The following is a 25,633-nucleotide window of genomic DNA, read 5'->3' as shown; positions in this document are numbered from 1 at the left end:
GATGAACGAGACAGCGTCCCTGAGAGCCCGTGCCGAGATCGACCTCGCCGCGCTGCGCGCCAATGTGCGTGTCCTGCGCGAGCGGGCGGCCGGTGCGCAGCTCATGGCCGTGGTGAAGTCCGACGGGTACGGGCACGGGGCGGTGCCCTGCGCCAGGGCCGCGCGGGAGGCCGGGGCGGCCTGGCTGGGCACCGCGACCCCGCACGAGGCCCTCGCCCTGCGGGCGGCCGGACTCGACGGCCGGATCATGTGCTGGCTCTGGACGCCCGGCGGCCCCTGGCGCGAGGCGATCGAGGCCGACCTCGACGTGTCGGTCGGCGGTATGTGGGCGCTGCGCGAGGTCGTCGCCGCCGCCGGAGCCGCGGGCCGCCCGGCCCGCGTCCAGCTCAAGGCCGACACCGGCCTCGGCCGGGGCGGCTGCCAGCCCGCCGACTGGCCCGAACTGGTCACCGAGGCGCTCGCCGCCGAGCAGGCCGGACGGGTCCGGATCACCGGCCTGTGGTCGCACTTCGCCTGCGCCGACGAACCGGGCCACCCCTCGATCGCCGCCCAGCTCGACGTCTACCGCGACATGGTGGCGTATGCCGAGAAGGAGGGCGTGGAGCCCGAGGTGCGGCACCTGGCCAACTCCCCGGCCACGCTCACGATTCCCGAGGCGCACTTCGACCTCGTCCGGACCGGCATCGCGATGTACGGCATCTCGCCCGCCCCCGAGCTGGGCACCTCCGCCGACCTCGGGCTGCGCCCCGTGATGACGCTCGCCGCGTCCGTCGCCCTGGTCAAGGACGCCCCGGCCGGACACGGCGTCAGCTACGGCCACCACTACCGCACGACCACCGGGACGACCCTCGGCCTGATCCCCGTCGGCTACGCGGACGGCGTCCCGCGTCACGCGTCCGGCCGGGGCCCCGTCCTGGTCGGCGGTCGGCGGCGCACGGTCGCGGGCCGGGTCGCCATGGACCAGTTCGTCGTCGACCTCGACGGCGACCGGCCCGAGGCGGGCGCGGAGGCGGTGCTGTTCGGGCCCGGCGACCGGGGCGAGCCGACCGCGCAGGACTGGGCGGAGGCCGCCGACACCATCGCGTACGAGATCGTCACGCGCATCGGCACCCGGGTGCCCAGGGTGTACGTGAACGGGACAACCGGTCACACCGATCCGACCGGGGGCGGACAGCAGTGAGCGAGAGCAGCGCGGAGGCCGTGGTGGCCGCGACCGCGAACGTGGCCGGCGCGGCCGGTGCGGCGGGCTGGCGCCGGGCGGGGATCGCCGGGGCCGCGATAGGGGTGCTCGCCGCGGGCGCGGCGGCCGGGGTCGCCGTCGAGCGGCTCACCGTCGGGCGCGGCATGCGCAAGAAGGCCCGTCTCGCCCTGGACGCCACCGGGCCCTACGGCTCGCTGCGCGGCACGCCGGGCCGGGCCGTCGCCGACGACGGCACCGAGCTGTACTACGAGGTCGACGAGGTGGAGGACGCGCAGGCGACGGCCGACGAGGGCGCCTCCGGCGCCCGCCGCCGTCGCCTCTTCGGACGCAGGGCGCCCGCCCCGGTCACCGTCGTCTTCAGCCACGGCTACTGCCTCGGCCAGGACTCCTGGCACTTCCAGCGGGCCGCGCTGCGCGGTCTCGTCCGCTGCGTCTACTGGGACCAGCGCAGCCACGGCCGCTCCGGGCGGGGCCGGGCCCAGGCGGACGGGGTGCCGGTCGGCATCGACCAGCTCGGCCGCGATCTGAAGGCGGTCATCGACGCGGCGGCCCCCGAGGGCCCGCTGGTGCTGGTCGGGCACTCCATGGGCGGCATGACGATGATGGCGCTGGCCGACCAGTACCCGGCCCTGATCCGCGACCGGGTCGCCGCCGTCGCCCTGGTCGGCACCTCCGGCGGCAGGCTCGGCGAGGTCGACTTCGGGCTGCCGGTGGCGGGCGTGAACGCGGTGCGCCGGGTGCTGCCCGGGGTGCTGAAGGCGCTCGGCTCGCAGACGGAGCTGGTGGAGAAGGGCCGGAGGGCCACGGCGGACCTGTTCGCCGGGCTGATCAAGCGGTACTCGTTCGGCTCGCGGGACGTGGACCCGGCGGTCGCCCGGTTCGCGGAACGGCTGATCGAGTCCACCCCGATCGATGTGGTCGCCGAGTTCTACCCGGCCTTCACCGACCACGACAAGAGCGGCGCGCTGCCCGCGTTCCGGGACGTGCCGGTGCTGGTCCTGGCCGGGGACAAGGACCTGGTCACCCCCAGCTCGCACAGCGAGGCCATCGCGGACGTCCTGCCCGACGCCGAGCTGGTGATCGTGCCGGACGCCGGGCACCTGGTGATGCTGGAGCACCCGGAGACCGTCACGGACCGGCTGGCCGACCTGCTCGTACGCAGCGGCACGGTGCCGGCCGCTAACGTTGGCGGACATGGAAGCACCGCACAACAGCCCGGCCGCTGAGACCGCTCCCGCCCCCGCGGGGGCCGTGCCCGAGGCCGTCGCCGTGACGCTCACCGTCACCTCCCCCGAACAGATGCAGGACCTGGGCCGCCGCCTCGCCCGGGTGCTGGCCCCCGGCGACCTGGTCATGCTCACCGGCGAGCTGGGCGCCGGGAAGACGACGCTGACCCGCGGCCTCGGCGAGGGCCTCGGCGTGCGCGGCGCGGTCACCTCGCCGACCTTCGTCATCGCCCGCGTCCACCCTTCACTGGTCCAGGGCCCGGCCCTGGTCCACGTCGACGCCTACCGCCTCGGCGGCGGCCTCGACGAGATGGAGGACCTGGACCTGGACGTGTCGCTGCCGGAGTCGGTGGTGGTCGTGGAGTGGGGCGACGGCAAGGTCGAGGAGCTGGCCGAGGACCGACTGCGGGTCCTCATCGACCGCGCGACCGGAGACACCGACGACGAGCGGCGCGAGGTGACCCTGGTCGGCATCGGGGCGCGCTGGGCGGGGCTGCGGGAGGACCTGGCGTAGAGCCCGGTCGGTGACGCCCGGTCGGTGACGCCCGGTCGGTGACGCCCGGTCGGTGACGCCCGGCCCTACCCTTCCCGACAGCGCGTCGGTAAATTGTTGCGCGGGGGACCGTGGTCGTGGTCACATGAGTACGAGACGTGGTTAGGTTTACCTAACCGTGCCCTCCACCGGAGCACCCAGGAGGCATCCATGCCGACGCCCGAGCGCGCAGCGCGACCGCAGCCGCGACCGACTCCGTCCGCCCTGTCGATGAGAGACCTGCTGGCCTCGTGCGCCGCGGCCACCGCGGTCTCCACCCCGCCGGGCGGGACGCGCCACGAGCCGGAGGAAGCGAGCGCCGGTGACGCCCGCGGCGCGGTGCCCCCGCCGGCCAGGCGCGACGCCGCGTGACGGACCCGGCAGCGATCCGCCGGACGCCGCCTACGGGACGACGACGACCTTCGCGCCGATCGTCGCGAAGGACCACATCGCGTTGCCGTCCGCGCGCTTCATCCGGACGCCGCCGGTCTTCGACGTCGGGTCCGGGCTGGCCATCGAGCCGTCCTGGGCCGCGCTGAAGCCGATCGCCACCTCGTCCACGTTCGCGAAGCGGACCACGTGCTCGATCGGGACGCCGTCCGAGCCCCGGACCGTGCCCGAGCGCGAGGTGACCTGGTGGACGCCGGGCGGCGGGCTGACGGGGCTCGGCATCACGGTGAAGGTGCGGATCGCCTTGTTGTTCTCGTCGACCAGCCACACCCGGCGGTCCTTCAGCGCGTACACGACGCGCTCGCCCTTGCCGGAGGCAGCCGGGACAGCCAGCGGGTCGGCCGGGGGCTTCGGCTTGGCGGAGGGCTGCGCCGAGGCCGCGGCGGACGTCTTCGGGCCGGGCGTGGACGCCACCGAGTCGGGGGCGTTCGCCGAGGCCTGGTAAGCGAGGAAGGCGACCGCGGCGACCGCCGCCGCAGTGAGCCCGGCCACGATTCCCGAGCTGCTCCTTGCCACCGTGAACTCCCCTTTCGGCGCCGCCTGCCGCATGTCGTACAAGCGTTTACGTCGTACCCGCGGATACCCGGTGACGGTAGCAGCAGCGCGTGCGCGGACCGGGACGCCGTACGGACGCCGTACCGCCGTCGGCGGAGCCGTAGGCTGTTTGCGTGCTCTTGCTCGCCATGGATACCGCCACGCCCGCCGTCACCGTCGCCCTGTACGACGGTACGTCCGTCATCGCCTCCTCCGGCCAGGTCGACGCCCGCCGGCACGGGGAGCTGCTGCTGCCCGCCGTCGACCGGGTCCTCGCCGAGGCCGGGACGAAGCTCGACGCCGTGACGGACGTGGTCGTGGGCGTCGGCCCCGGCCCGTACACCGGCCTGCGGGTCGGCCTGGTCACCGCCGCCACCTTCGGCTCCGCCCTCTCCGTACCGGTCCACGGTCTGTGCACCCTGGACGGGATCGCGTACGCCGCCGGGCAGGAGGGCCTGGAGGGGCCGTTCGTCGTGGCGACGGACGCGCGCCGCAAGGAGGTCTACTGGGCGCGGTACGAGGACGCCCGCACCCGTACGGGCGAACCCGCCGTCGACCGGCCCGCCGACATCGCCGAAGCCCTCGCCGGGCTTCCCGTGGCCGGCGCGGGCGCGCGGCTCTACCCGGAGTCCTTCCCGGACGCGCGCGGCCCCGAGCACGTGGCCGCCGGGGCGCTCGCCGCGCTCGCCGCCGAGCGGCTGGCCGCCGGGCAGGAGCTCCTGGAGCCGCGGCCGCTCTATCTGCGCCGGCCCGACGCCCAGGTCCCGAAGAACTACAAGGTGGTCACCCCGAAGTGAGCGCCGCCACCGCCGTACTGCGCGAGATGCGCTGGTGGGACATCGCACCGGTGCTGGAGCTCGAACACGCGCTGTTCCCGGACGACGCCTGGTCGCCCGGCATGTTCTGGTCCGAGCTGGCCCACGCCCGCGGCCCCGGCGCCACCCGCCACTACGTCGTCGCCGAGGAGACCGCCACCGGCCGGATCGTCGGCTACGCCGGGCTCGCCGCCCTCGGCGACCTGGCCGACGTCCAGACGATCGCGGTCAGCCGCGAGGCCTGGGGCACCGGCCTCGGCTCCGAGCTCCTCACCGACCTGCTGAAGGCCGCGACCGCCTTCGAGAGCGCCACCGTGCTCCTCGAAGTACGGGTCGACAACACCCGCGCGCAGAAGCTGTACGAGCGCTTCGGCTTCGAGCCGATCGGCTTCCGGCGCGGCTACTACCAGCCGGGGAACATCGACGCGCTCGTCATGCGCCTGACCATGCAAGAGCAAGCCGTGCACGAGCACGCACCAGAGACCGGGACTGAATGATGGCTGCCGACGAACCCCTCGTACTCGGCATCGAGACCTCCTGCGACGAGACCGGCGTCGGCATCGTGCGCGGCACGACCCTGCTCGCCGACGCCGTCGCCTCCAGCGTCGACACCCACGCCCGCTTCGGCGGCGTCGTCCCGGAGATCGCCTCCCGCGCCCATCTGGAGGCGATGGTCCCCACCATCGAGCGCGCCCTGAAGCAGGCGGGCGTCAGCGCCCGCGACCTCGACGGCATCGCCGTCACCTCCGGGCCCGGGCTCGCGGGCGCCCTGCTGGTCGGCGTCTCGGCCGCGAAGGCGTACGCGTACGCGCTCGGCAAGCCGCTCTACGGGGTCAACCACCTCGCCTCGCACATCTGCGTCGACCAGCTGGAGCACGGCCCGCTGCCCGAGCCGACGATGGCCCTGCTGGTCAGCGGCGGGCACTCGTCCCTGCTCCTGGCCCCCGACATCACCAGCGACGTCCGCCCGCTCGGCGCGACGATCGACGACGCGGCGGGCGAGGCCTTCGACAAGATCGCCCGCGTGCTGAATCTGGGCTTCCCCGGCGGCCCGGTCATCGACCGGCTGGCGAAGGAGGGCGACCCGAAGTCCATCGCCTTCCCGCGCGGTCTGACCGGCCCGCGCGACGCCCCCTACGACTTCTCCTTCTCCGGCCTCAAGACGTCGGTGGCGCGCTGGATCGAGGCGAAGCGCGCGGCGGGCGAGGAGGTGCCGGTACGGGATGTGGCGGCGTCCTTCCAGGAGGCCGTGGTGGACGTGCTCACCCGCAAGGCGGTCCGGGCCTGCAAGGACGAGGGCGTCGACCACCTGATGATCGGCGGCGGCGTCGCGGCCAACTCCCGGCTGCGCGCCCTGGCCCAGGAGCGCTGCGAGCGGGCCGGCGTCCGGCTGCGGGTGCCGCGCCCCGGCCTCTGCACCGACAACGGGGCGATGGTCGCGGCGCTCGGCGCGGAGATGGTCGCCCGCAACCGCCGCCCCTCCGACCTGGAGCTGTCCGCCGACTCCTCGCTGCCGGTGACGGAGCCGCACGTGCCGGGGGCCGCGCACCGCCACGACCACGACCACGACCACGACCACGTGCACGAGATCAGCAAGGACAACCTGTACTCATGAGCGGCGCGACCATCGTCCTGATGTGGGAGGCCCGGGCCGTGGAGGGCCGTGGCGGCGAGCTCCTGGAGTGGGCCCGCGCCCGGGCCGCCGAGCTGGCCCGTGAACCCCGCCGCCGCGAGCTGCTGCGCGCCCCGCAGGACCGGGTGCTGGTGATGACGTGGTGGCAGGACGCCTCGTACGCCGACGACCTGCCCGAACTCCCCGAGCCCGACGCCGCCCTGATCACCCGCCCGGTGCACCGCTGGCGCTTCGAGGCGGTGGGCTGAGCGGCGGGCCCGCCGGGGGCCTCAGGCTCCCGCGCCCCGGGTTCCGCGCCGGATCAGGCCGTCCACGATCGCGTCGAGCTCCTCGACGGTCTCGTAGTCGGCGGCGTACTCCCGCCAGCGGTCCTTGAACCCGGTGAGCCGGGGCAGCTCCGCCGCGTCCTCCTCGGTGATCATCTCCGGGAAGAACTCCCGGCGCGAGGGGTTCTCCGCCCGGCGGGCCGCCGCCCTGCGGAAGACCAGGTCGCCGTAGACGTAACTCCAGATCGTCCGGTACGCCCGGACCGCGCGGGCCGGTGAGAGGCCGCAGGCGAGCGCGCAGTCGACGATCTCCTCCACCATCCACAGGGCGTTGCGGTCGGTCAGCTCGCCCAGCGCCAGGACGTCCAGCACCCAGGGGATCCGGCCGATGACGTCGTGCATGTGCGCGGCCACCGCCACGATCCGCTCGCGCGGGTCCTCGGGCAGCTCCGGGCGCGGGAAAGCCGCCGCCGTGCCGGACAGGGTGAGCATCAGCAGCTCGTCCTTGTCCTGCACGTAGTGGTAGAGGGCCATCGGCGTACTGCCCAGCTCCTTCGCCACCCGCCGCATGGACAGGGCGGCCACGCCCTCCTCCTCGACGATGCGGCGCGCGGTGGCGACCATCACGGCCGGGTCCAGCCGCCGGGGCCGTCCCACGGGCCGCCCGGACGCCCCGGTCTTCTTCTTCGCGGTCTTCTTCTCGGTCTTCTCGCTGCCTGACACCTGGGCATTCTCCCCTTACGGCTCCCTCTCCGTACCGGCGCGTCTATTTTCTATACGTGTATGGTAATTCTCGATCGAGGGTGACGCCGAGGGACACATCGAGGGGAAGGGGACGTCATGGGCGGGACGACGAAGGAACCGGGTGCGGGGGAGCGGCATGCGCGATGGCTGCTGGTGGTGGCGCTCACCGTGCAGTTCCTGGTGTCGCTGGACATGTCCGTGGTGAACGTCGCGCTGCCCGACATCCGCAGCGACCTCGGCTTCGGCGGGGACGGGCTGCTGTGGGTCGTGAACGCCTACGCCCTCGCCTTCGGCGGGCTCCTCATGCTCGGCGGCCGGCTCGCCGACCTGGCGGGCCCCCGCCGCGTCCTGACGGCGGGTCTGGTCCTGTTCGGACTGGCCAGCCTGGCGGGCGGCCTCGCCTGGTCACCCGGTTCGCTGGTGGCGGCGCGCGCGGTGCAGGGCGTCGGCGCGGCGGCCCTCGCCCCGGTGGCGTTCGCCCTGATCACCCTCGCCTTCCCGGCCGGGCCCGCCCGGTCCAGGGCGCTCGGACTGTGGGGCATGGCGGGCGCGGCGGGCGGCGCGGTCGGGGTGCTGGCGGGCGGCGTGCTCACCGACGCGACGGGCTGGCGGTCCGTGATGCTGGTCAACGTGCCGATCGTCGCCTTCGCCCTGGCCGCCGCCGCGCGCACCGGCTCCGTCGGCGGGCAGCGGCGGGCCGGGGCCCGGCTGGACGTCGCCGGGGCGCTGCTGGCCACGGCCGGGACGACGCTGCTGGTCCTCGGACTGGTGCGGACCTCGGACCACGGCTGGTCCTCGGCGACCACGCTCGCCTCCCTCGGCGCGGCGGTCGTCCTGCTGTCCGCCTTCGTCGCCGTCGAACTGCGGACCGCCTCCCCGCTGCTCCGGCCCGGCCTGCTGAAGGGGCGGCCGGTGCTCACCGCGAACCTGTTCTGTCTGCTGCTCGCCTCGGCCCAGTTCGGCGCGTTCTACTTCGTCTCGCTCTACATGCAGCTGGTCCTCGGATTCGGGCCGACCGCCGCCGGGTTCGCGTTCCTGCCCTTCTGCGTGGGTGTCGTCGCGGGCTCGGTCCTCGCCACCCGCGCGGTCGCCGCGCTCGGCATCCGGCGGCTGATGACGGTGGGCGCGACGCTGGCCGCGCTCGGGATGGGCTGGTTCGCGGTGACCGCCACGGTCGACGGCGGCTTCCTCGTCTCCATCCTCGGCCCGTCGCTGGTCTGCTCCTTCGGGATCGGCCTGTGCTTCGTCCCGCTCGGCACGGCCGCGACGACCGATGTGGACCCCGGCGAGACCGGCATGGCCTCCGGGCTGCTCAACAGCTCGCGGCAGGTCGGCGGCTCGCTCGGCCTCGCGGTCCTGGTCACCGTCGCCGCCCGGGTCACCGGCGGCTCCACCGTTCCCACCGAGCTGTCCTCGGGGTACGCGGCCGCCTTCTGGGCCGCCGCGGGCCTGCTGGCGGCGGCCGCGCTGGCGGCGTACGTCCTGCTGCCGGCGGAGCGCCGGACCGGGGCCGCGGGCCCGGTGGCCGTGGAGCCGGACAGCGGCGCGGCCGCCCGCTGAGTCCGTACGGGTGCGGGGCCGGGCGGGTCCGATGAGTTCGGGCGGCGGGCCGGGTCTGCCTTCCACGACGTCCGGGCCGCCCGGCCCGGACGGGTGGACGGCCCGAGGAGCAGACCATGCAGAAGATCACCCCCTGTCTCTGGTACGACGGCCAGGCGAAGGAGGCGGCCGAGCACTACGTCGCGATCTTCGGCGGCGACTCCCGGATCGGGGACATCACCTATTACGGCGAAGAGGCCCCCGGCAGGACGGGTTCCGTGCTCACCGTCGACTTCCGGCTCGCGGGCCAGGACTTCATCGGGCTCAACGGCGGACCGCAGTTCCCGTTCACCGAGGCGATCTCGCTCTCCGTCGACTGCGCCGACCAGGCCGAGGTGGACCGGTTCTGGGCCGCGCTCTCGGAGGGCGGCGAGGAGGGACCGTGCGGCTGGGTCAAGGACAAGTTCGGGGTCTCCTGGCAGGTCGTCCCGAACGAGCTGCAACGGCTGGTCACCGGCCCGGACAAGGAGCGGGCGCAACGTGTCGTCAAGGCCATGCTCGGCATGGGCAAGCTGGACGTCCAGGCCCTGCGCGACGCCTGACCCGCACCGCGTCGGTGGTGACCGCACCGCGTCGGTGGTGACCCGCGGCGCATCGGTAGTGTTCTGCGCATGCCACGCCGTGCCCCGCTGCCACCCCCTCCGCCGCCCGCCGAGATCCGCTCCTGGCCCGACCGCGAGGCGATGCTCGCCGACCGGGCGGTGGTCCTGGGCGAGCTGGTGACGATGCACGTGGGGCCGGGGCGGCTGGGGCTGCTGTGGATGTGGGCGGCGCTCGCCGCGATCGGCTGGGGCGTGGTGGGCACCGGGATCGTCATGTTCGAGCAGGCGATCGACCTGGTCGACTTCGTCAGTGTCATCGGCGGCGCCGTCAGCCTGGTCATCGGCGCGGCGGTCCTGATCCCGGCCGTCGTCTTCCTCTGCGTCGGCGTCTCCCGGGACCGGAAGGTCCGCACGCTGCTCACCGCCTGGGGTGCGCTGGCGCGCGACCCGGAGCGCGACCGGCGGCTGCGGATGCCCGGGACGAGCCTCACCTGGCTGCTGCTGTCGTTCGCCCTGGGCGCGGTGGGGCTGGCCCTGTGCGTCATCGGGCCCGCGAGCGCCCGGCCCGGCCGGGACACGTACGGGCTGGTCGCCCTGATGATGGGCGTCGGCATGGTCGCCTGGCTGACCGCGCTGATCGGCGCGGTCACGGCCCTGGCGCACCGCCGCTGGGTGGTGGGCGTCCTGATGGGAACCGGGGGCGGAGGAGGTACGGGGACCGGGCTCGGAGCCGGGCTCGGAGCCGGTACCGGGGGCGGTGCGGGGACCGGGGACGGGACCGTACGGCCGTCGGCCGCGCCGGAGTCCGGGCCCGTGCGCCCGCCTTTTGTCCGCACCGGCGGGCCCGGCCACCGCTGATCCAGCCCGTCCGGCGTTCGAGGACGGAACCCTTCGCCTGGTGGGCGAGCCCCTTACGGGCCCCGTGGCAGGGGAGACCCTTGTCCGCACCCGAGAACGTGCTCGACGGTTCCGTCCTCGAACGCCGGACGGGCCGGGTGGGTCCGCCGGACGGCGGTCGAACCGCCCGGCTCACCCCAGCGGGTGGCCGATCAGCATCGTCGGAGCCCCCGCCACCCGGGTCAGGAACACCGTCACCGCGTTCGGTCCGCTCAGCTTCATCCGGCGGCGCAGCTCCTCCGGCTCGACCGCCGAACCGCGCTTCTTGACGGTCAGTACGCCGACCTCCCGCTCCCGCAGCAGCGCCTTCAGCTTCTTCATGTTGAAGGGCAGCCGGTCGGTGATCTCGTACCCGGCGACGTACGGGGAGGAGTACGGCTCGTCGCTCGTGACGTACGCGATCGTCTCGTCCACCAGCCGCCCACCGCACCGCTCCACGATGTCGGCGACCAGATGGGCCCGGATCACCGCGCCGTCCGGCTCGTACAGATAGCGCCCGACCGGGCCCACCGGCGGGGCGGGCAGCGGGGCCGGGGCGGTCAGGGTCGCCCCGGAGGGCAGCAGCGTGGCCCGGAACGCACCGGGCGCGAAGCCCTCCCCGTACCAGAGCACCGCCTCCTTCACATCGCCGCCGTCCGAGATCCACTCGGCCTCCGCCTCCGGGCCGATCGCCTCGTGCGGGATGCCCGGGGCGATCTTCAGCGCCGCCCTCGGAGCCTTCAGCGCGGTGGCCGTCGCCCAGGACAGCGGCGGTGAGTACGCCTCCGGATCGAAGATCCTGCCCCGGCCGCCGCGCCGGGCCGGGTCCACGAAGACCGCGTCGTACGGGGCGATGTCGATCTCCGTGACATCGGCGCACCGCACCTCGATCAGCCCGGCGAGGCCGAGCGCCTCGGCGTTGGCGCGGGCCACCTCGGCGGTCAGCGGGTCGCGGTCCACGGCCAGTACGGAGATCCCGGCGCGGGCCAGCGCGATGGCGTCGCCGCCGATGCCGCAGCACAGGTCGGCCACGCTCCGCACGCCGAGCCCGGCGAACCGGGCGGCTCGGTGGGCGGCGACCGAGGTGCGGGTGGCCTGCTCGACGCCGTTGGGCGTGAAGTACATCCGGTGGGCGTCCTCGGCCCCGAACTTCGCCACCGCCCGCTGCCGCAGCCGGGCCTGGCCGAGCGCCGCCGACACCAGCTCCGCCGGGTGCGTACGGCGCAGCCGGGTCGCGGTGGCCAGCTCGTCGGCGGGGTCGTGGTCGCGCAGCCCGGCCAGCAGCTGCTCGCCCTCGGGGGTGCGCAGCGCGGCGAAGGCGGTGCGCGCGGGGTCGTCGGACGGGGCGGCGGGGGTCGATGCGTTCACCCGGTCCATTGTGGCCGGTGTACGGGTGTGGGCCGGCCGGGGGACGGCGCCGGTCCGCTCGCGGTGTCGGGGCCGGAGACGGGCCGACGGCTGGCAGGATGCGGCGCCATGCAGCTAGTACGACAAAACGAAAAATCAGCCATGAAGTGGCACAGGTCGGGCGTCGTCGTGCTGGCGGCTCTGCTGGCCGCCGCCGTCGCCTCCGGATGCGCGGCGGAGACGGGCGGCAGCGGCACGGGAGCCCCCGGCGGGCCCGCGAAACCCGCCGCAGGCCAGCAGGGCGAGGCCGCCCCGCAGGCCGGGCCGGCGCGAGCCCTCGACACCTACGCGGAGGCGCTCAGGAAGAAGCAGGCCGCACGGGCCGTCGCCGCGAGGAAGTGGGGCCTCGCCAAGACCCCGCTCGCGGCCCCCGAGCCGCCGAAGGCAAAGCCGGTCATCACCACCCGCAAGGGCTTCGAGGTCCGGGACGACAAGGGGCTGCCGCCCGTCTTCACCACCGTCCCCACCAAGGAGAAGATCGTCTTCCTGACGATGGACGACGGGGCGGAGAAGGACCCCGAGCTGCTGCGGATGATGACCGAACTCGACATCCCGTACAGCGCGTTCCTCAGCGACTACGTCATCAACGACGACTACGGCTACTTCAAGAAGATGCAGCAGCGCGGGGTGACCATCAGCAACCACACCCTCAACCACCGCTATCTGCCCGGCCTCTCCTACGCCGAGCAGAAGCGGGAGATCTGCGGCCAGCAGGAGAAGATCCTCAAGCACTTCGGGAAGCGGCCCACCCTCTTCCGCCCGCCCTACGGCAACTACAACCGCGACACCCTCGTCATCGCCAAGTCCTGCGGGATCACCGCCGTACCGCTGTGGTCCTCCGAGGCCTTCCCCGACCACATGGAGTGGCGCGAGTGGGACCGGGACCTGCACCCCGGCGACATCGTCCTCACCCACTTCCGGGGCAAGGGGGACTGGAAGGGCTCGATGCCCGACATGATCCGCCGGGTCATGAAGACCATCACGGACAAGGGGTACGCGGTGGCGAAGCTGGAGGACTACGTCTGACCGGAGCCCTTCCCCGCACTCCGGCCCCGCATGCGCGCTCAGCCTCCGCTGTGCGCGCATGCGGCGTTGTCGCCGCCGCTGCGGCAGGGCGGGGAGACGTAGGTGGGGGCCGGTGCGGTCGTGGGGCCGGGGCCGCGGTCCGTCCACGGGTCCGGCCGCCGCTCCACCGCCGACGCGAGCGCGGCGGCGCACAGGGCCGCCGCGACGAGCACCTGCATGCCGCCCGCCCAGTGCCACCGGTTGCGCAGCAGGCTCACGGCGAGGCCGGCGGGGATCACGGCCGGAACGGCGAGCGCGATGGTCGGGCCCCACGCGTCGGCGAAGCCTTCGGAGGGGCCGTGCGGCGGCGCCAGGGTCCGCACCGCGATCACGATGAGCAGCAGTGCCCCGGCTGTCGCCTCCGCGACCACCAGCAGCAGGCCCATCAGCAGGTCCGCGCACCCGCCCGGCTCCGACGCCCGCCGTCGCGATGCGGCTTTCTCGTCGGGGCGTTCCGGCGGGCGGCTCTCGGAGTGCGTCATCTCCGCACCGTCGTACGGAACACCGCGCTCCGTCCCCACGTTGTCCGGACGGTGACCCGACGGAGCCCTGATCGAGCCTCGATCGAGACGGCGCGAGGGTGGTGAATTGGCACTCCGCTTGACCGAGTGCTAATCGCGGTCATAGTCTCGGGTCTGGCACTCCCCACTGGAGAGTGCCAGCACCACCTTTGCGCGACAGGGCAGGTCCGGCACCCGCGACGACGGATCGGTCTGGTCGCCGCCCACAGACTGTTAAACCCCGTGAGATCTCCGAAGGGGGAGACCGGATCGTGTCGACCACCAGCTCCAAGGTTGCGATCAAGCCGCTCGAGGACCGCATTGTGGTCCAGCCGCTCGACGCCGAGCAGACCACGGCTTCCGGCCTGGTCATTCCGGACACCGCGAAGGAGAAGCCCCAGGAGGGCGTCGTCCTCGCCGTGGGCCCGGGCCGCTTCGAGAACGGCGAGCGGCTTCCGCTCGACGTCAAGACCGGCGACGTCGTCCTGTACAGCAAGTACGGCGGCACCGAGGTGAAGTACAGCGGCGAGGAGTACCTCGTCCTCTCGGCCCGCGACGTCCTCGCGATCGTCGAGAAGTAATTCACCCACGTTTGCTTGTGTTCTGCGCCCCTGGCCCCCTGCGAAATAACTAGCCGGGCGGCGAGGGGCGCAGTTCATTTTGAGAGGGATACAGCCCATGGCGAAGATTCTGAAGTTCGACGAGGACGCCCGTCGCGCCCTTGAGCGCGGCGTCAACAAGCTTGCCGACACGGTCAAGGTGACGATCGGCCCCAAGGGCCGCAACGTCGTCATCGACAAGAAGTTCGGCGCTCCCACCATCACCAACGACGGTGTCACCATCGCGCGTGAGGTCGAGCTCGACGACCCGTACGAGAACCTCGGTGCCCAGCTCGTCAAGGAGGTGGCGACCAAGACCAACGACGTAGCGGGTGACGGCACCACCACCGCGACCGTCCTGGCCCAGGCGCTCGTCCGCGAGGGTCTGCGCAACGTCGCCGCCGGCGCCTCCCCGGCCGCCCTGAAGAAGGGCATCGACGCCGCCGTCAAGGCCGTGTCCGAGGAGCTCCTCTCCACGGCCCGCCCGATCGACGACAAGTCCGACATCGCCGCCGTGGCCGCGCTCTCCGCGCAGGACACCCAGGTCGGCGAGCTCATCGCGGACGCGATGGACAAGGTCGGCAAGGACGGTGTCATCACCGTCGAGGAGTCCAACACCTTCGGTCTGGACCTGGAGTTCACCGAGGGCATGGCCTTCGACAAGGGCTACCTGTCCCCGTACATGGTGTCCGACCAGGAGCGTATGGAGGCCGTCCTCGACGACCCGTACATCCTGATCCACCAGGGCAAGATCGGCTCCATCCAGGAGCTGCTGCCGCTCCTGGAGAAGGTCATCCAGGCCGGCGCCTCCAAGCCGCTCCTGATCATCGCCGAGGACGTCGAGGGCGAGGCGCTCTCCACCCTCGTCGTCAACAAGATCCGCGGCACCTTCAACGCCGTCGCGGTGAAGGCCCCGGGCTTCGGCGACCGCCGCAAGGCCATGCTCGGCGACATCGCCACCCTCACCGGTGCGACCGTCATCGCCGAGGAGGTCGGCCTCAAGCTCGACCAGGCCGGTCTGGACGTGCTCGGCACCGCCCGCCGCGTCACCGTCTCCAAGGACGACACGACCATCGTCGACGGCGGTGGCAACACCGAGGACGTCAAGGGCCGCGTCAACCAGATCAAGGCCGAGATCGAGTCCACGGACTCCGACTGGGACCGCGAGAAGCTCCAGGAGCGCCTCGCGAAGCTGGCCGGCGGCGTGTGCGTCATCCGCGTCGGCGCCGCCACCGAGGTGGAGCTCAAGGAGAAGAAGCACCGCCTCGAGGACGCCATCTCCGCCACCCGCGCCGCGGTCGAGGAGGGCATCGTCTCCGGCGGTGGCTCCGCCCTCGTCCACGCCGTGAAGGTCCTGGAGGGCAACCTCGGCAAGACCGGCGACGAGGCCACCGGTGTCGCGGTCGTCCGCCGCGCCGCCGTCGAGCCGCTGCGCTGGATCGCCGAGAACGCCGGCCTGGAGGGTTACGTCATCACCTCCAAGGTCTCCGAGCTCGACAAGGGCCAGGGCTTCAACGCCGCCACCGGCGAGTACGGCGACCTGGTCAAGGCCGGCGTCATCGACCCGGTCAAGGTCACCCGCTCCGCCCTGGAGAACGCCGCGTCCATCGCGTCGCTGCTGCTCACGACCGAGACCCTGGTCGTCGAGAAGCCGGCCGAGGAAGAGGCCGACGCCGGTCACGGCGGCCACGGCCACTCCCACTAGTACGGCCCCGTACCTTCCGGTACGGCCGAGGCCCGGTACCCCCGTCGCGGGGGCACCGGGCCTCGGTGCGTTCCGGGCGGCCTGGCCCCTACGCCCTGCGCGCCAGGTCGTCCGGGGCGACCGGGTCCGCGAACGGCAGCCCGCTCGCGTACCGCGCCACCTCGTCCAGCGCGCAGTCCGCCAGCCGGTGGATCTCGTCGCCCAGCGAACCCGCGACATGCGGTGTCAGCAGTACGTTCGGCAGGTCGTACAGCGGCGATCCGGGCGGCGGAACCTCCGGCTCCGTCACATCGAGCACCGCGTTCAGCCGCCCCGCCACCAGCTCCGGCAGCAGCGCTTCCTCGTCGATCAGCGAACCGCGCGAGGTGTTGATCAGCGTCGTCCCGTCCGCCATCGCCGCGAGCTGGGCGGCACCGATCAGGTGCCGGGTCGCGGGCAGTTCCGGCGCGTGGACCGAGACGATCCTGCTACGGGCACAGAGCTCGTCCAGGCCCGCCTTCGCCGCGCCGAGCCGCGCCGCCGCCCCCGCGTCCACGTACGGATCGAAGAGCAGCACGTCCAGATCGAACGGGCGCAGCAGCTCGATCACCCGGCGGCCGATCCGCGAGGCGCCCACGATGCCCACGCACCGCCGGTAGTTGCCGTGCCCCGCCAGCTCCGCCCGCCAGTCGTGCGGGGCGCGCAGCTGCCGGTAGCGGTGGGCGGCGGGCAGCACGTTCTTCCCGGCGAACAGGATCGCGGCCAGCGTGTACTCCGCGACCGGCAGCGCGTTGGCCCCGGCCGCCGAGGTGACCTGGATGCCCCGCTCCCAGCAGGCCGGGGTGATGTGGTGCTTGACGCTTCCCGCCGCGTGGACGATGGCCCGCAGCCGGGGCGCGGCGGCGAGGACGCCGGCGGTCAGCGGGGGCGCGCCCCAGCAGGTGATGAGCAGCTCCGCCCCGGCGAGCGCGGCCGCCACCTCGGGTTCCGGGTCGGTCAGCCGGTGCGCGACGAGCGCCGGGTCGGTGTCCACGAGCGCGGTGAGCCGCTCCCGTCGTACGGGGGTGAAGAGGCGGTCCGCGATGCCGGGGCCCATGGCGAGGAGGGCGGTGGGGGTGGATGTCACTTCAGGCTCCCTGCGGTCAGGCCCGCCTTCCAGTGCCGCTGGAGCAGGACGAAGGCGATGATCAGCGGCGTGACGGCGAGGAGCGAGCCGGTCACGACCATCGGGTAGAAGGCCGGGTCGGCGTTGGCGTTGCTGTGCCAGTTGTAGAGGCCCAGGCTCAGCGGGTAGAGGTCCTTGTCCGAGAGCATCACCAGCGGCAGGAAGAAGTTGTTCCAGATCGCGGTGAACTGGAAGAGGAACACCGTCACGAACCCCGGCATCACCATCCGCAGGCCGACCGACCAGAAGGTGCGCAGTTCACCGGCCCCGTCGATCCTGGCGGCCTCCAGGACCTCGTCGGGTATGTAGCCCGCGCTGAAGATCCGGGACAGATACACACCGAACGGGTTGACCAGCGCCGGGATCAGCACCGCCCAGTAGGTGTTGACGGTGCCGGTCTCGACCGCGAGCAGATACAGCGGCAGGGAGAGGGCGGTGGAGGGCAGCAGCACGCCCAGCAGCACCAGGGCGAACAGCTTCTCCTTGCCCCGGAAGCGGTATTTGTCGAAGGCGTACCCGGCGGCGACGCTGACCAGCGAGCAGCCGAGCGCCCCGATGCCCGCGTACAGCAGCGAGTTGCCGTACCACCGGAAGTAGATGCCGTCCTGGTAGGACGTCAGCTCGGAGAGATTGTGTCCGAGGTCGAAGCCCTCGAAGGAGAGGACATCGCCGCCCAGCAGATTCCCGGCGTCCTTGGTGGCCGCCGTCAGCAGCCAGATCAGCGGGAACAGCGTGTACACGGCGGCGATCAGCAGGACGACGTTGACCGCCGTCTTCGACAGCCATCGGCCGGAGGTCATCGGCGTGCCTCCTTCCTGCGGTTGGCGAAGCGCGTGACGACGAAGGACAGGGCGGCGGCGACCAGGGCGATCAGGACGGACGCGGCGGCGGCGAGACCGTAGTCGTTGCGCTCGAAGGCGGCGCTGTACGCGTACATGTTCGGGGTCCAGGTGCTGGTCACCGCCGAGCCCGAGCCACGGCTGAGGATGAGCGGTTCGGTGAACAGCTGGAGCGAACCGATGATCGTGAAGAGCAGGACCATCACCAGCGACGAGCGGATCAGGGGAAGCTTGACCGAGAAGGCGATCCGCCAGTTCCCCGCGCCGTCGACGGTCGCCGCCTCCAGCAGTGAGCGGTCCACGGCCTGGAGGGCGGCGTAGAAGATCACCACGTTGTAGCCGAGCCACTGCCACAGCGCGATGTTCACGATGGAGGGCAGCGTGCCCTCGGAGGAGAAGAAGTCGAAGCCGAAACCGCCGGCCTCCATGGCGGCGACGACCGGGCTGAGCTGCGGGGTGTAGAGGTAGATCCAGATCAGCGCGGCGATCAGGCCGGGGATGGCGTGCGGCAGGAACAGCGCCAGCTGGAAGAAGCGGCGGGCGCGGGCCAGCGCGGTGTCCAGCAGCAGCGCCAGCACGATCGCGCCGCCGCCCATCAGCGGGATGTAGAACGCGCAGTAGCCGAGCAGCACCCGGAAACCGTCGCGGAACGCCTGGTCGCCCAGGGCCGTCGCGTAGTTGCCGAGCCCGTCGAAGACGGTACGGGGGCCGTCGAAGCCCAGGCCGGACTGCTTCTCGGTGAAGAGGCTGAGCCAGAGCGCGTAGCCGACCGGGACGATCATCGCCACGGTGAACAGGGCGAAGAAGGGGGCCAGGAGCGTGCCCGCCGCCAGCCGGGTCCGGGCACGTGAGCCGATGACCTTCGGGGGGCGTCCCCCGTCGTTGCGGTTCATGAGTGCTCCGCCACCTTCAGGCCGCGCTTCCTCAGGTCGGCGACGGTGGCTTCATGGGCTCTCCTGAGCGCGCGCGGCAGCGTCGAGCCGCCGCCGACGACCTCACCCAGCTCGTCGCCCAGCGCGGAGTTGGTCGCCCCCGGGCTCGGGCCCCACACCCAGTCGGGCCCGATGGACCTGCCCGCCTCCTCGAACAGCCCGTACAGGTCCTGACCGCCGTAGAAACCCGTGTCGAAGGCCTTCCTCGCGATCGGCACCATGGCGGGGGAGGCGGGCAGAGCGCTCGATGTGCTCGCCCCGATCCGGGCGTTGATCGCGTCCTCGTGCGTCGACATCCACAGCGCGAACTCGACGGCGGCCGCCGTCCTGGTGCTGCCCTTGCTGACGGCGAACGTGGAACCGCCGATCATCCCGCTGGCCGGCCGGTCCGCCTCCTGGCTCGGCAGCCGTACCGCCGCCCACTTGCCCTTCTGCTCGGGCACGATGCCCGCGAGCACGCCCGCGCTCCAGGACGCCCCGAGGTAGCCGACGGTGGTGCCCTGCTTGAGGGAGCCGGTCCACTCGGGGCTGAACGAGGAGGCGGTGGAGACGAGCCGGTCGTCGATCAGGCCCTGCCAGTACGCGGCGGTGCGCTCCGACGCGGGGTCGGTGGTGTCGATCCGCCAGGCGTCCGTCCCGGCCCGGAACCACTGCGCGCCGGCCTGCCACGCCATGGCCTGGAAGAACGTCGGGTCGTCGGGGAAGAAGGTGGCGATCCTGGTCCTCGGCGAGGCCTTCTTCACCTGCTCCGCCGCGACCCGGAAGTCGTCCCAGGTGGCGGGCGGTTCGATGGAGTGCTCGGTGAAGAAGTCCTTGCGGTAGTAGAAGATCTGCGGCGCGGCGTCGAAGGGGACGGCCCAGTTCTTGCCGCCGAGCGTCGTCATCTCGATCGTCTGCGGCAAGAACTTCTTCTTGATGTCCTCCGTCAGATAGGGGCTGATGTCCTGCAGCGACCCCTGGCTGACGAACGCGGACAGCTGCGGATACTCGATGGAGAGCAGATCGGGGGCGATGCCCGCCTTCACCGCGTTGGCGATCTTGGGGTAGCCGCCGAGACCGCCCGAGGGTATCTCCTCGAACTTCACCCGGATCGTGTCGTGGGTGGCGTTGAACGCGTCCACGACCTCCTGGGATCCCTTCGTCCATGCCCAGAAGGACACGGTCACCGGGTTGTCGGCGGTACCTCGGGCGCGGGAGTCGTCGGCGCCGCCGCACGCCGTGACGACGGCGAGAGCGGTGGCGGCGCCGACCAGCGCATGGACGGGACGGGACCAACTGCGGCTCACGGCATGGCTCCTGTACGGACGGTACGAGCTGGGTAGCCGCGATGTTTCGATCCCTCCTGAGCGAAGTCAAGAGCGAAAGATTGAATGATCGAATAATGATCGATTTGGGAGGGGGTGAAGAGGGTCAGACCGTCGCAAGACGGTCGGCGTCGCCCGCCCCCGGCCGCCCGCAGGACTCCCGCACCCGCAGCGCCGGCAGCAGCGCCACCTGCCGCCGGGGCGAAGACCCGTCCCCGCCCGGATACCGGGGCCCGGCCAGCCGCTCCACCAGCAGCTCCGCCGCGCTGCGCCCCACCTCCCGCTTGGGCGGGGCCACCGCGCTCAGCGGGGTGTCGGCCAGCGCCGCCACCTCGTCGTCGTACGTGATCAGCGCCAGGTCCCCGGGGACCCGCACCCCCAGCTCGGCCAGCCGGCGCACCAGCCGGATGGCCTCCTCGTCGTTGTGGACCAGCACCGAGCTCGCCCGCCCCTCGCGCACCGCCGACCGCACCGCCTGCGCCGACCGCTCGAAGAGCGCCGGATCGCGGTCGGCGGAGACCGTCGCGATCAGCGGTTCCGTCCCGGCGAGCCCCAGCGCGGCCAGCGCCCGAGTGAACCCGGCCCGTACCGCCAGGGCCGTCGGGCTGTCCGAACGGGCCACCAGCATCGGCGTCCCGTGTCCCAGCCGCACCAGGTGCCGAACGGCGAGCAGCACCCCGTGCGCATGGTCCGAGCCCACCTGGTCCAGGCCCTCCAGCGGGCTGCCGGGTGCGCCCTTCCGCTCCACCAGCACCTTCTCGCCCGGCAGCCGGGCCATCCACTCGCCGTACCGCTCCGGGTGGTCCGGCTCCGTCCAGCTCGGCGCCAGCAGCAGCCCCTGCGCCCCGGCCGCCAGCAGACCGGCCGCGTGCGCCGCGTCGTCCTCGGGGCGGTAGTCGGTGACCCGCAGGATCAGCCGCGCGCCGAGCCGGGCGGCCGCCTCGTGGGCGCCCCGGATCACCTCGGCGAAGTAGTAGGCGGCGGCCGGGGCCAGCATCCCGATCACGGGGCCGCCGCCCGCCGGCGTACCGGCCGGGCCCCGGTCGGCGGGCCACGACACCGAACCGTGCGCCCGCTCCAGCAGCCCCCGGGAGGCCAGCGCCTCGACATCGCGCCGGGCGGTGACCGTGGCGACGCCGAGCCGGTCCGCCAGATCGGAGACCCGTACGGTGCCGCGCTCGCGCACCAGGTTCAGCAGCCGGTCATGACGTTCAGCAGCACCTTCGCGCACGGAGACAGCCCCCTGGAGCAGAATGATCGAACCCTGAGCAACGGGCGATCATTCGATCACAGGGCGGCCGGACGCGGGAGGGGCCGAGCGACTCCCGTACCGCTACTGCCCTACTGCGGGCCGTACTTGCGCCCCGTCCGCGAGGTCACCCCGCCGAGCAACCCGCGCGGGGCCACCTTGACCAGACCCATCAGCGCCTTGTAGCGCGGGTCCGGGATCGACACCGTCTTCCCCCGGGCCAGATCCGCCAGCGCCGAGGCCACCAGCTTGTCGGCGTCCAGCCACATCCAGTTCGGGATGTTGTCCGTGCCCATTCCGGCCCGCTCGTGGAACTCCGTCCGCACGAACCCGGGGCACAACGCCATCAGCCGTACCCCCGAACCGGCCAGATCCCGCGCCGCGCCCTGGGTGAACTGCACGACCCACGACTTCGACGCCCCGTACGTACCGCGCGGCACGAACGCGGCGACGGACGCCACGTTGACGACCCCGCCCCGGCCCCGCTCCCGCATCCCGGCGACGGCCGCCGAGGTCAGCCGCAGCACCGCCTCGCAGTGCACCTTCAGCATCGTCAGCTCATCGGCCATGGACACCTCCAGGAAGCGCCCCTTGTTGCCGAACCCGGCGTTGTTGACCAGCAGATCGATCGGATGCGTGCGCTCCGCGAGCCGCTTCGCGACCGCCTCGATCCCGTCGTCCGTGGACAGGTCGGCGCTCAGCACCTCGGCCTCGATGCCGTGCCGGTCGTGCAGCTCCGTGGCCTGCTCGCGCAGCCGTGCGGTGTCCCGCGCCACCAGCACCAGGTTGTGCCCCTGGGCCGCGAGCCGCCGCGCGAACGCGGCCCCGATACCCGCCGTCGCGCCCGTGATCAGTGCAGTCGTCATACGCGGCACGTTAGTGCCCCGCCCGGCCCGGGACGACACCCGCCCGGCCGACCGGGGGAGACCCCGCGGTCCGGGTCAGGGCGCCCCCGGGGCGAAGGACAGCATGCGGGCCTCGCGCACGGGCTTGCGGTCCTCGTCGCCGCTCATGTGGGTCGAGGTCAGGACGAGCCGTCCGTCGACGTAGGCCGTGTGCCCCATGAACATCTCGTACTCCCACCGCGCGGTCGCCACCGGGTGCTTCACGACGTCCGTCTCCGTGCCGGCGCCGCGCGGGCCCATCAGGAAGGTCCGGCCCGGGGTGCTCGGGCCGGCCGCCTCGTAGATGCGCATCGACGTGCCGTCCTCCGCGCGCAGCGGATACAGCGTGCGCAGCTCGTCGGACTTGATCCCCCACAGGAACTTCCCGGTCTTCACGTCGTACGCGCCTACCTGGTCCTGGCCGCCCAGCATGATGAGGCCCTTGTCGACCGAGGCGCCCCGGCAGGGCTGGATGTCACCGCCCGACCCGGTTCCGGCGCACTCCTCGAAGCCCTTGTCCCGGGCGTCGAAGGTGACGCGGTGCTTGCCCTTGGGGTCCAGGACCGTGATCCGCCAGTCGGACGCGGTGTCCTTGTCGTTGTAGACGGTGAAGACGACCGGGTCCATGGAGATCAGACTGCCGAACCTCCAGCCGGTCTTCATCCGGTAGCGCCACAGCACCTTGCCGGTGCGCGGGTCGAGTTCGCGCACCTGGCCGTAGTTCTTGCCCCGCTCGACGGCGATCATGCACTCGGAGCTCACCAGGAGCCGGGCCGGGCCGCCCGCCACATCGTCGGGAACGCACTTGTCCTTGTTCTCCCGGGGGATCTCGTACAGCTTGCTCCCGTCGGCCATCCGGTAGGTGATGGCCACCATGCCCCGGGCGACGGACAGGACGTCGCCACTGATGGCGCTGTAGACGATGAACGCGCTCTCGTCACCGGGCTCGTCGAGCTTCTTGTGCCACCCCTGCTTCCCCGTCTTCAGATCGATCATCTGCATCTGGTTGCAGAGATTGCCCCGCTCGTTGTCGGGCCTCTCGTTCCGGAAGACCACGACCTTGCCGTCCGGCGTCGGGTTGGCCGGTGTCTCGCAGACGGCGGACGGCAGCGTCACGCTCCAGACCTCGGCGCCGTCCGAGAGCCGGTAGGCGGTGACCTTCCGGTGCAGCGCCTGGACGGCGGTGTCGCCGACGATCCACAGGTCATGGACGACGTTGATCTGCTTGGGCAGGTCGGTCCTGTCGTCGGCGATCCACGCCGCCGCCTCACCCGGCTTCCGCGCGGCCGAGACCTCCTCCGTCGTCGGAATGTGGCTCAGCCCCGGGGCGCCGGCCGCGGGCGTACGGGACGGGGACGCCGGTCCGGAAGGGCCGGGCGTCTGCTTCGCCGCGGGCTTCGTCGGCTCGTCCCGTCCCCGGTCGGTGATGGCGTACACCCCGCCCGCCACCACCACGAGCACCAGCGCGACGACCGCCGCGACGACCGGCCCCCGGCCGAACCGCCGACGACGCGGTGGCGGTGGCGGCGGCCCGAACCCCTGGGGCGCGCCGTCCTGCGAGGCGTACGGGTTTCCGGGAACGGGCTGCTGCGGCGGGCCCGGGTTGTACCAGGGCTGCTGCGGGTCGGGCATGGTCTTCCCCCTGAGACGTGCCACGCGGCTCGAGAACCGATTCTCGGACGCAAGGTCCCTGGTGGTGGACGCGCCGCGCGCCGGTCCAGTTCCCGCTCAACGCCCCCGGGCATCGCGAGGAGTGACGCTACGTCACCGAACCGGGGCGCCGTCCTCGTACGGGACCGTCCCGCCCGGCCTCAGCCCTGCCGCGCGGCGTACTCCCGGGCCTTGCGCAGCGCCTCGGGGTGCAGCGCCTCCCCGGCGGCCAGCAGCAGGGGCAGCAGGGTGCGTTCGGTGGTCACGGCCCGGAACTGCAGGGCGGCGGTCACCTCGTGGCCGGGCCGGTGCACGATCTCGATGGAGTCGCCCGCGCGGACGGTCCCCGGCTCGATCACCCGCAGATACGCGCCGCTGACGCCCTGCTGGGTGAACCGCCGGACCCACCCCTTCTCGCCGAGATGGTGGGCGAAGGTCCGGCACGGAATGCGGCCCGAGGTCACCTCCAGCACCAGGTCCGCGCCCACCCGCCAGCGCTCGCCGATCAGTGCGCCGCTGACGTCGAGCCCCAGCGTCGTGAAGTTCTCGCCGAACGCGCCATTGGCCAGTTTCCGGCCACCCAGCTCCCGCTCCCAGGCGTCAAGCTCCTCCCGGGCGAAGGCGTACACCGCCTGGTCGCTGCCGCCGTGATGGCGCAGGTTGCACACCGCGTCACCGGCGAGTCCGCTGCCGCCGACGCCCTTGGGGCCGGGGTCGAGCACCTCGACCGGGCCCTCCACCGGTCGCTTGTCGATCCCGGTGAGCCCTCCGGGCCCGTCGGCCTGGGCGGAGTGGCGGGGTTGGCCGGTATTCACGGTCAGCAGCTTCATACGATCACGCTAGCCGCCCCTGATCCCAAAGGGTCACCTCATTAATTCGCCCCGCCTCCAAGAATTTCTTATGCTGGAAGGGTGATCGAAGCTCGCCACCTCCGTGTCCTGCGTGCCGTGTCCACCACCGGCTCGTTCTCCGCCGCCGCCCGCGAACTCGGCTGCACCCAGCCCGCCGTCAGCCAGCAGATGAAGGCCCTGGAAGCCTCCGCGGGCACCACGCTGCTGATCCGCACCGGACGCGAGATGCGCCTCACCCAGGCCGGCGAGGCGCTGGTGCGGCACGCCTCCGGCATCCTCGCGGGGCTGACCGCCGCCGAGGAGGAGGTGGCCGCCATCGCCGGACTGCGGGCCGGCCGGGTCCGGCTGGTCTCCTTCCCCAGCGGCAGCTCCACCCTGGTGCCGGGGGCGCTGGCCGCCCTGCGTGCCGAACACCCCGGGACCCGGGTGTCGCTCGTCGAGGCCGAGCCGCCACGCTCGGTGGACCTGCTGCGTGAGGGCGACTGCGACATCGCGCTGGCGTTCCGTTACGGGGCGACCGGCGGCGAATGGGACGACCTGGTGGTCCGGCCGCTGCTCACCGACCGGCTGATCGGCCTGGTCCCGGACGGGCATCGGCTGGCCGGGGCGGCGAGCGTGTCCATCGGCGAGCTGGCCGAGGAGTCGTGGATCGCGGGCTGCCCGCGCTGCCGCCGGCAGCTGGTCGAGGTCTGCGAGGAGTCCGGGTTCACCCCGCGCATCGACTTCGCCACCGACGACTACCCGGCGGTGATGGGCCTGGTCGGGGCGGGGCTCGGGGTGGCGGTGCTGCCGGAGCTGGCCGTCGAGTCGGTACGCCCCAAGGGGGCCAGGGCAGTGCCGGTCGAGCCCGCGATCGAGCGGGAGATCGTCGCCCTGACCCTGCCGGACCTGGCCCGGGTCCCGGCGGTGGCGGCCACGCTGGACCAGCTGGCGCGGACGGCCGCGCGCTGAGACCGCGCGGGGCCGCGGAGCCCGCCGGGCCCCGCGGCCCACGGGCGGTGAGGGGGCCGGTCCCGCTGCGGCTGGTCGCGGGCCGGATGGCTGAAGGTGCTGAAGAAACGTTTCTGCGTTCAGTGGTCGCGTACG

Annotated in this window: 27 protein-coding genes; 15 read left to right on the top strand and 12 right to left on the bottom strand. The window is 72.7% G+C overall.

The window, feature by feature from the left end; genetic code table 11:
- Position 1: 1 nt before the first annotated feature.
- From alr to AC0VY3_RS30830, 4 genes are all read left to right on the top strand, one after another.
- The gene (alr, locus tag AC0VY3_RS30845) at positions 2-1,180 is read left to right on the top strand and encodes an alanine racemase (protein ID WP_103507374.1); all 1,179 of its coding nucleotides are present in this window, start codon (positions 2-4) and stop codon (positions 1,178-1,180) included.
- On the top strand, positions 1,177-2,427 hold the full coding sequence (locus AC0VY3_RS30840) for an alpha/beta fold hydrolase (RefSeq protein WP_475551095.1): 1,251 nt from the start codon (positions 1,177-1,179) through the stop codon (positions 2,425-2,427). Before alr ends, AC0VY3_RS30840 begins: the two co-directional genes overlap by 4 nt.
- Positions 2,396-2,941, top strand: coding sequence for a tRNA (adenosine(37)-N6)-threonylcarbamoyltransferase complex ATPase subunit type 1 TsaE (gene tsaE, locus AC0VY3_RS30835; protein ID WP_103507376.1), 546 nt, complete (start codon positions 2,396-2,398; stop codon positions 2,939-2,941). The genes AC0VY3_RS30840 and tsaE overlap by 32 nt, the downstream gene beginning before the upstream one ends.
- A 189-nt stretch (positions 2,942-3,130) precedes the next feature.
- On the top strand, positions 3,131-3,331 hold the full coding sequence (locus tag AC0VY3_RS30830; protein WP_103507377.1) for a hypothetical protein: 201 nt from the start codon (positions 3,131-3,133) through the stop codon (positions 3,329-3,331).
- A gap of 30 nt (positions 3,332-3,361) precedes the next feature.
- Here AC0VY3_RS30830 and AC0VY3_RS30825 read toward each other — a convergent pair whose 3' ends face one another.
- Complete coding sequence (locus AC0VY3_RS30825) at positions 3,362-3,958, bottom strand: hypothetical protein (protein ID WP_475551094.1); 597 nt, start codon at positions 3,956-3,958, stop codon at positions 3,362-3,364.
- Positions 3,959-4,092: 134 nt separating this feature from the next.
- On the opposite strand from AC0VY3_RS30825, the gene tsaB reads away from it, so the two are divergent.
- From tsaB to AC0VY3_RS30805, 4 genes are read left to right on the top strand one after another with little or no spacing between them, the layout of a single operon-like run.
- Complete coding sequence (gene tsaB / locus AC0VY3_RS30820; RefSeq protein ID WP_242741864.1) at positions 4,093-4,740, top strand: tRNA (adenosine(37)-N6)-threonylcarbamoyltransferase complex dimerization subunit type 1 TsaB; 648 nt, start codon at positions 4,093-4,095, stop codon at positions 4,738-4,740.
- Complete coding sequence (gene rimI, locus AC0VY3_RS30815; RefSeq protein WP_030084389.1) at positions 4,737-5,255, top strand: ribosomal protein S18-alanine N-acetyltransferase; 519 nt, start codon at positions 4,737-4,739, stop codon at positions 5,253-5,255. The genes tsaB and rimI overlap by 4 nt, the downstream gene beginning before the upstream one ends.
- Complete coding sequence (tsaD, locus tag AC0VY3_RS30810; protein ID WP_475551093.1) at positions 5,255-6,373, top strand: tRNA (adenosine(37)-N6)-threonylcarbamoyltransferase complex transferase subunit TsaD; 1,119 nt, start codon at positions 5,255-5,257, stop codon at positions 6,371-6,373. The genes rimI and tsaD overlap by 1 nt, the downstream gene beginning before the upstream one ends.
- A complete protein-coding gene (locus tag AC0VY3_RS30805) occupies positions 6,370-6,639 on the top strand; it encodes a hypothetical protein (RefSeq protein WP_103507381.1) in 270 nt (89 codons plus the stop codon). The genes tsaD and AC0VY3_RS30805 overlap by 4 nt, the downstream gene beginning before the upstream one ends.
- Positions 6,640-6,660: 21 nt before the next feature.
- On the opposite strand, the gene AC0VY3_RS30800 is transcribed toward AC0VY3_RS30805, so the two are convergent.
- Positions 6,661-7,380: a TetR/AcrR family transcriptional regulator gene (locus tag AC0VY3_RS30800; RefSeq protein WP_103507382.1), complete on the bottom strand. Its 720-nt coding sequence runs from the start codon at positions 7,378-7,380 to the stop codon at positions 6,661-6,663.
- Positions 7,381-7,497: 117 nt separating this feature from the next.
- Between AC0VY3_RS30800 and AC0VY3_RS30795 the strand changes: the two genes are divergently transcribed.
- The 3 genes from AC0VY3_RS30795 (at position 7,498) to AC0VY3_RS30785 (ending at position 10,400) form a co-directional block, all read left to right on the top strand.
- Positions 7,498-8,961 (top strand): MFS transporter, encoded by a 1,464-nt coding sequence (locus tag AC0VY3_RS30795; RefSeq protein WP_475551092.1) that lies wholly within the window; start codon positions 7,498-7,500, stop codon positions 8,959-8,961.
- 116 nt (positions 8,962-9,077) lie between these two features.
- Positions 9,078-9,542, top strand: a complete 465-nt coding sequence (locus tag AC0VY3_RS30790) for a VOC family protein (protein WP_103509682.1) — start codon at positions 9,078-9,080, stop codon at positions 9,540-9,542.
- A gap of 69 nt (positions 9,543-9,611) precedes the next feature.
- Entirely contained in the window at positions 9,612-10,400 is a 789-nt protein-coding gene (locus tag AC0VY3_RS30785) for a hypothetical protein (RefSeq protein WP_475551091.1), read from the top strand.
- Positions 10,401-10,571: 171 nt separating this feature from the next.
- On the opposite strand, the gene AC0VY3_RS30780 is transcribed toward AC0VY3_RS30785, so the two are convergent.
- On the bottom strand, positions 10,572-11,795 hold the full coding sequence (locus AC0VY3_RS30780) for a THUMP-like domain-containing protein (protein ID WP_242741481.1): 1,224 nt from the start codon (positions 11,793-11,795) through the stop codon (positions 10,572-10,574).
- Positions 11,796-11,927: 132 nt separating this feature from the next.
- On the opposite strand from AC0VY3_RS30780, the gene AC0VY3_RS30775 reads away from it, so the two are divergent.
- Positions 11,928-12,851 carry a polysaccharide deacetylase family protein gene (locus AC0VY3_RS30775; protein WP_475551090.1) on the top strand — a complete coding sequence of 308 codons (924 nt, stop codon included), beginning with the start codon at positions 11,928-11,930 and terminating at the stop codon, positions 12,849-12,851.
- 38 nt (positions 12,852-12,889) lie between these two features.
- Here the strand turns inward: AC0VY3_RS30775 and AC0VY3_RS30770 are convergent, their stop codons facing one another.
- Entirely contained in the window at positions 12,890-13,372 is a 483-nt protein-coding gene (locus AC0VY3_RS30770; RefSeq protein ID WP_475551089.1) for a DUF6234 family protein, read from the bottom strand.
- Positions 13,373-13,662: 290 nt separating this feature from the next.
- Here AC0VY3_RS30770 and groES point away from each other — a divergent pair, with 290 nt between their 5' ends.
- Both groES and groL read left to right on the top strand, forming a co-directional pair.
- Entirely contained in the window at positions 13,663-13,971 is a 309-nt protein-coding gene (gene groES / locus AC0VY3_RS30765; protein WP_030084405.1) for a co-chaperone GroES, read from the top strand.
- Between the two features lie 97 nt (positions 13,972-14,068).
- Complete coding sequence (groL, locus tag AC0VY3_RS30760) at positions 14,069-15,694, top strand: chaperonin GroEL (RefSeq protein ID WP_103509686.1); 1,626 nt, start codon at positions 14,069-14,071, stop codon at positions 15,692-15,694.
- Between the two features lie 88 nt (positions 15,695-15,782).
- Here groL and AC0VY3_RS30755 read toward each other — a convergent pair whose 3' ends face one another.
- The 8 genes from AC0VY3_RS30755 to AC0VY3_RS30720 form a co-directional block, all read right to left on the bottom strand.
- Positions 15,783-16,769 carry a hydroxyacid dehydrogenase gene (locus tag AC0VY3_RS30755; RefSeq protein ID WP_103509701.1) on the bottom strand — a complete coding sequence of 329 codons (987 nt, stop codon included), beginning with the start codon at positions 16,767-16,769 and terminating at the stop codon, positions 15,783-15,785.
- A gap of 26 nt (positions 16,770-16,795) precedes the next feature.
- Entirely contained in the window at positions 16,796-17,638 is an 843-nt protein-coding gene (locus AC0VY3_RS30750) for a carbohydrate ABC transporter permease (protein WP_103509687.1), read from the bottom strand.
- Positions 17,635-18,570, bottom strand: coding sequence for a carbohydrate ABC transporter permease (locus AC0VY3_RS30745; RefSeq protein WP_103509688.1), 936 nt, complete (start codon positions 18,568-18,570; stop codon positions 17,635-17,637). The genes AC0VY3_RS30750 and AC0VY3_RS30745 overlap by 4 nt, the downstream gene beginning before the upstream one ends.
- The gene (locus AC0VY3_RS30740) at positions 18,567-19,895 is read right to left on the bottom strand and encodes an ABC transporter substrate-binding protein (protein ID WP_475551088.1); all 1,329 of its coding nucleotides are present in this window, start codon (positions 19,893-19,895) and stop codon (positions 18,567-18,569) included. The genes AC0VY3_RS30745 and AC0VY3_RS30740 overlap by 4 nt, the downstream gene beginning before the upstream one ends.
- A 124-nt stretch (positions 19,896-20,019) precedes the next feature.
- On the bottom strand, positions 20,020-21,144 hold the full coding sequence (locus AC0VY3_RS30735; RefSeq protein WP_475551087.1) for a LacI family DNA-binding transcriptional regulator: 1,125 nt from the start codon (positions 21,142-21,144) through the stop codon (positions 20,020-20,022).
- 110 nt (positions 21,145-21,254) lie between these two features.
- A complete protein-coding gene (locus AC0VY3_RS30730) occupies positions 21,255-22,028 on the bottom strand; it encodes an SDR family NAD(P)-dependent oxidoreductase (protein ID WP_103509691.1) in 774 nt (257 codons plus the stop codon).
- A 75-nt stretch (positions 22,029-22,103) separates the two neighbouring features.
- Positions 22,104-23,678, bottom strand: coding sequence for an outer membrane protein assembly factor BamB family protein (locus tag AC0VY3_RS30725; RefSeq protein WP_475551086.1), 1,575 nt, complete (start codon positions 23,676-23,678; stop codon positions 22,104-22,106).
- Between the two features lie 179 nt (positions 23,679-23,857).
- Entirely contained in the window at positions 23,858-24,526 is a 669-nt protein-coding gene (locus tag AC0VY3_RS30720; RefSeq protein WP_475551085.1) for an MOSC domain-containing protein, read from the bottom strand.
- 81 nt (positions 24,527-24,607) lie between these two features.
- Here AC0VY3_RS30720 and AC0VY3_RS30715 point away from each other — a divergent pair, with 81 nt between their 5' ends.
- Positions 24,608-25,498: a LysR family transcriptional regulator gene (locus AC0VY3_RS30715; RefSeq protein WP_030084425.1), complete on the top strand. Its 891-nt coding sequence runs from the start codon at positions 24,608-24,610 to the stop codon at positions 25,496-25,498.
- Positions 25,499-25,633: the final 135 nt, after the last annotated feature.

The sequence above is a fragment of the Streptomyces sp. iso_384 genome (assembly GCF_056172905.1).
This window is presented reverse-complemented; position numbering and strand designations above follow the sequence as displayed.

Bases quoted from the DNA above. Each gene is read 5' to 3' on its own strand.
- AC0VY3_RS30780 (WP_242741481.1), bottom strand. From the start codon at position 11,795: ATGGACCGGGTGAACGCATCGACCCCCGCCGCCCCGTCCGACGACCCC.
- AC0VY3_RS30825 (WP_475551094.1), bottom strand. From the start codon at position 3,958: ATGCGGCAGGCGGCGCCGAAAGGGGAGTTCACGGTGGCAAGGAGCAGC.
- AC0VY3_RS30725 (WP_475551086.1), bottom strand. From the start codon at position 23,678: ATGCCCGACCCGCAGCAGCCCTGGTACAACCCGGGCCCGCCGCAGCAG.
- tsaD (WP_475551093.1), top strand. From the start codon at position 5,255: ATGGCTGCCGACGAACCCCTCGTACTCGGCATCGAGACCTCCTGCGAC.
- AC0VY3_RS30785 (WP_475551091.1), top strand. From the start codon at position 9,612: ATGCCACGCCGTGCCCCGCTGCCACCCCCTCCGCCGCCCGCCGAGATC.
- AC0VY3_RS30830 (WP_103507377.1), top strand. From the start codon at position 3,131: ATGCCGACGCCCGAGCGCGCAGCGCGACCGCAGCCGCGACCGACTCCG.
- AC0VY3_RS30730 (WP_103509691.1), bottom strand. From the start codon at position 22,028: ATGACGACTGCACTGATCACGGGCGCGACGGCGGGTATCGGGGCCGCG.
- tsaE (WP_103507376.1), top strand. From the start codon at position 2,396: ATGGAAGCACCGCACAACAGCCCGGCCGCTGAGACCGCTCCCGCCCCC.
- AC0VY3_RS30805 (WP_103507381.1), top strand. From the start codon at position 6,370: ATGAGCGGCGCGACCATCGTCCTGATGTGGGAGGCCCGGGCCGTGGAG.
- groL (WP_103509686.1), top strand. From the start codon at position 14,069: ATGGCGAAGATTCTGAAGTTCGACGAGGACGCCCGTCGCGCCCTTGAG.
- AC0VY3_RS30775 (WP_475551090.1), top strand. From the start codon at position 11,928: ATGAAGTGGCACAGGTCGGGCGTCGTCGTGCTGGCGGCTCTGCTGGCC.
- AC0VY3_RS30795 (WP_475551092.1), top strand. From the start codon at position 7,498: ATGGGCGGGACGACGAAGGAACCGGGTGCGGGGGAGCGGCATGCGCGA.
- AC0VY3_RS30770 (WP_475551089.1), bottom strand. From the start codon at position 13,372: ATGACGCACTCCGAGAGCCGCCCGCCGGAACGCCCCGACGAGAAAGCC.
- alr (WP_103507374.1), top strand. From the start codon at position 2: ATGAACGAGACAGCGTCCCTGAGAGCCCGTGCCGAGATCGACCTCGCC.
- AC0VY3_RS30790 (WP_103509682.1), top strand. From the start codon at position 9,078: ATGCAGAAGATCACCCCCTGTCTCTGGTACGACGGCCAGGCGAAGGAG.
- AC0VY3_RS30750 (WP_103509687.1), bottom strand. From the start codon at position 17,638: ATGACCTCCGGCCGATGGCTGTCGAAGACGGCGGTCAACGTCGTCCTG.
- tsaB (WP_242741864.1), top strand. From the start codon at position 4,093: ATGGATACCGCCACGCCCGCCGTCACCGTCGCCCTGTACGACGGTACG.
- AC0VY3_RS30720 (WP_475551085.1), bottom strand. From the start codon at position 24,526: ATGAAGCTGCTGACCGTGAATACCGGCCAACCCCGCCACTCCGCCCAG.
- AC0VY3_RS30745 (WP_103509688.1), bottom strand. From the start codon at position 18,570: ATGAACCGCAACGACGGGGGACGCCCCCCGAAGGTCATCGGCTCACGT.
- AC0VY3_RS30755 (WP_103509701.1), bottom strand. From the start codon at position 16,769: ATGGGCCCCGGCATCGCGGACCGCCTCTTCACCCCCGTACGACGGGAG.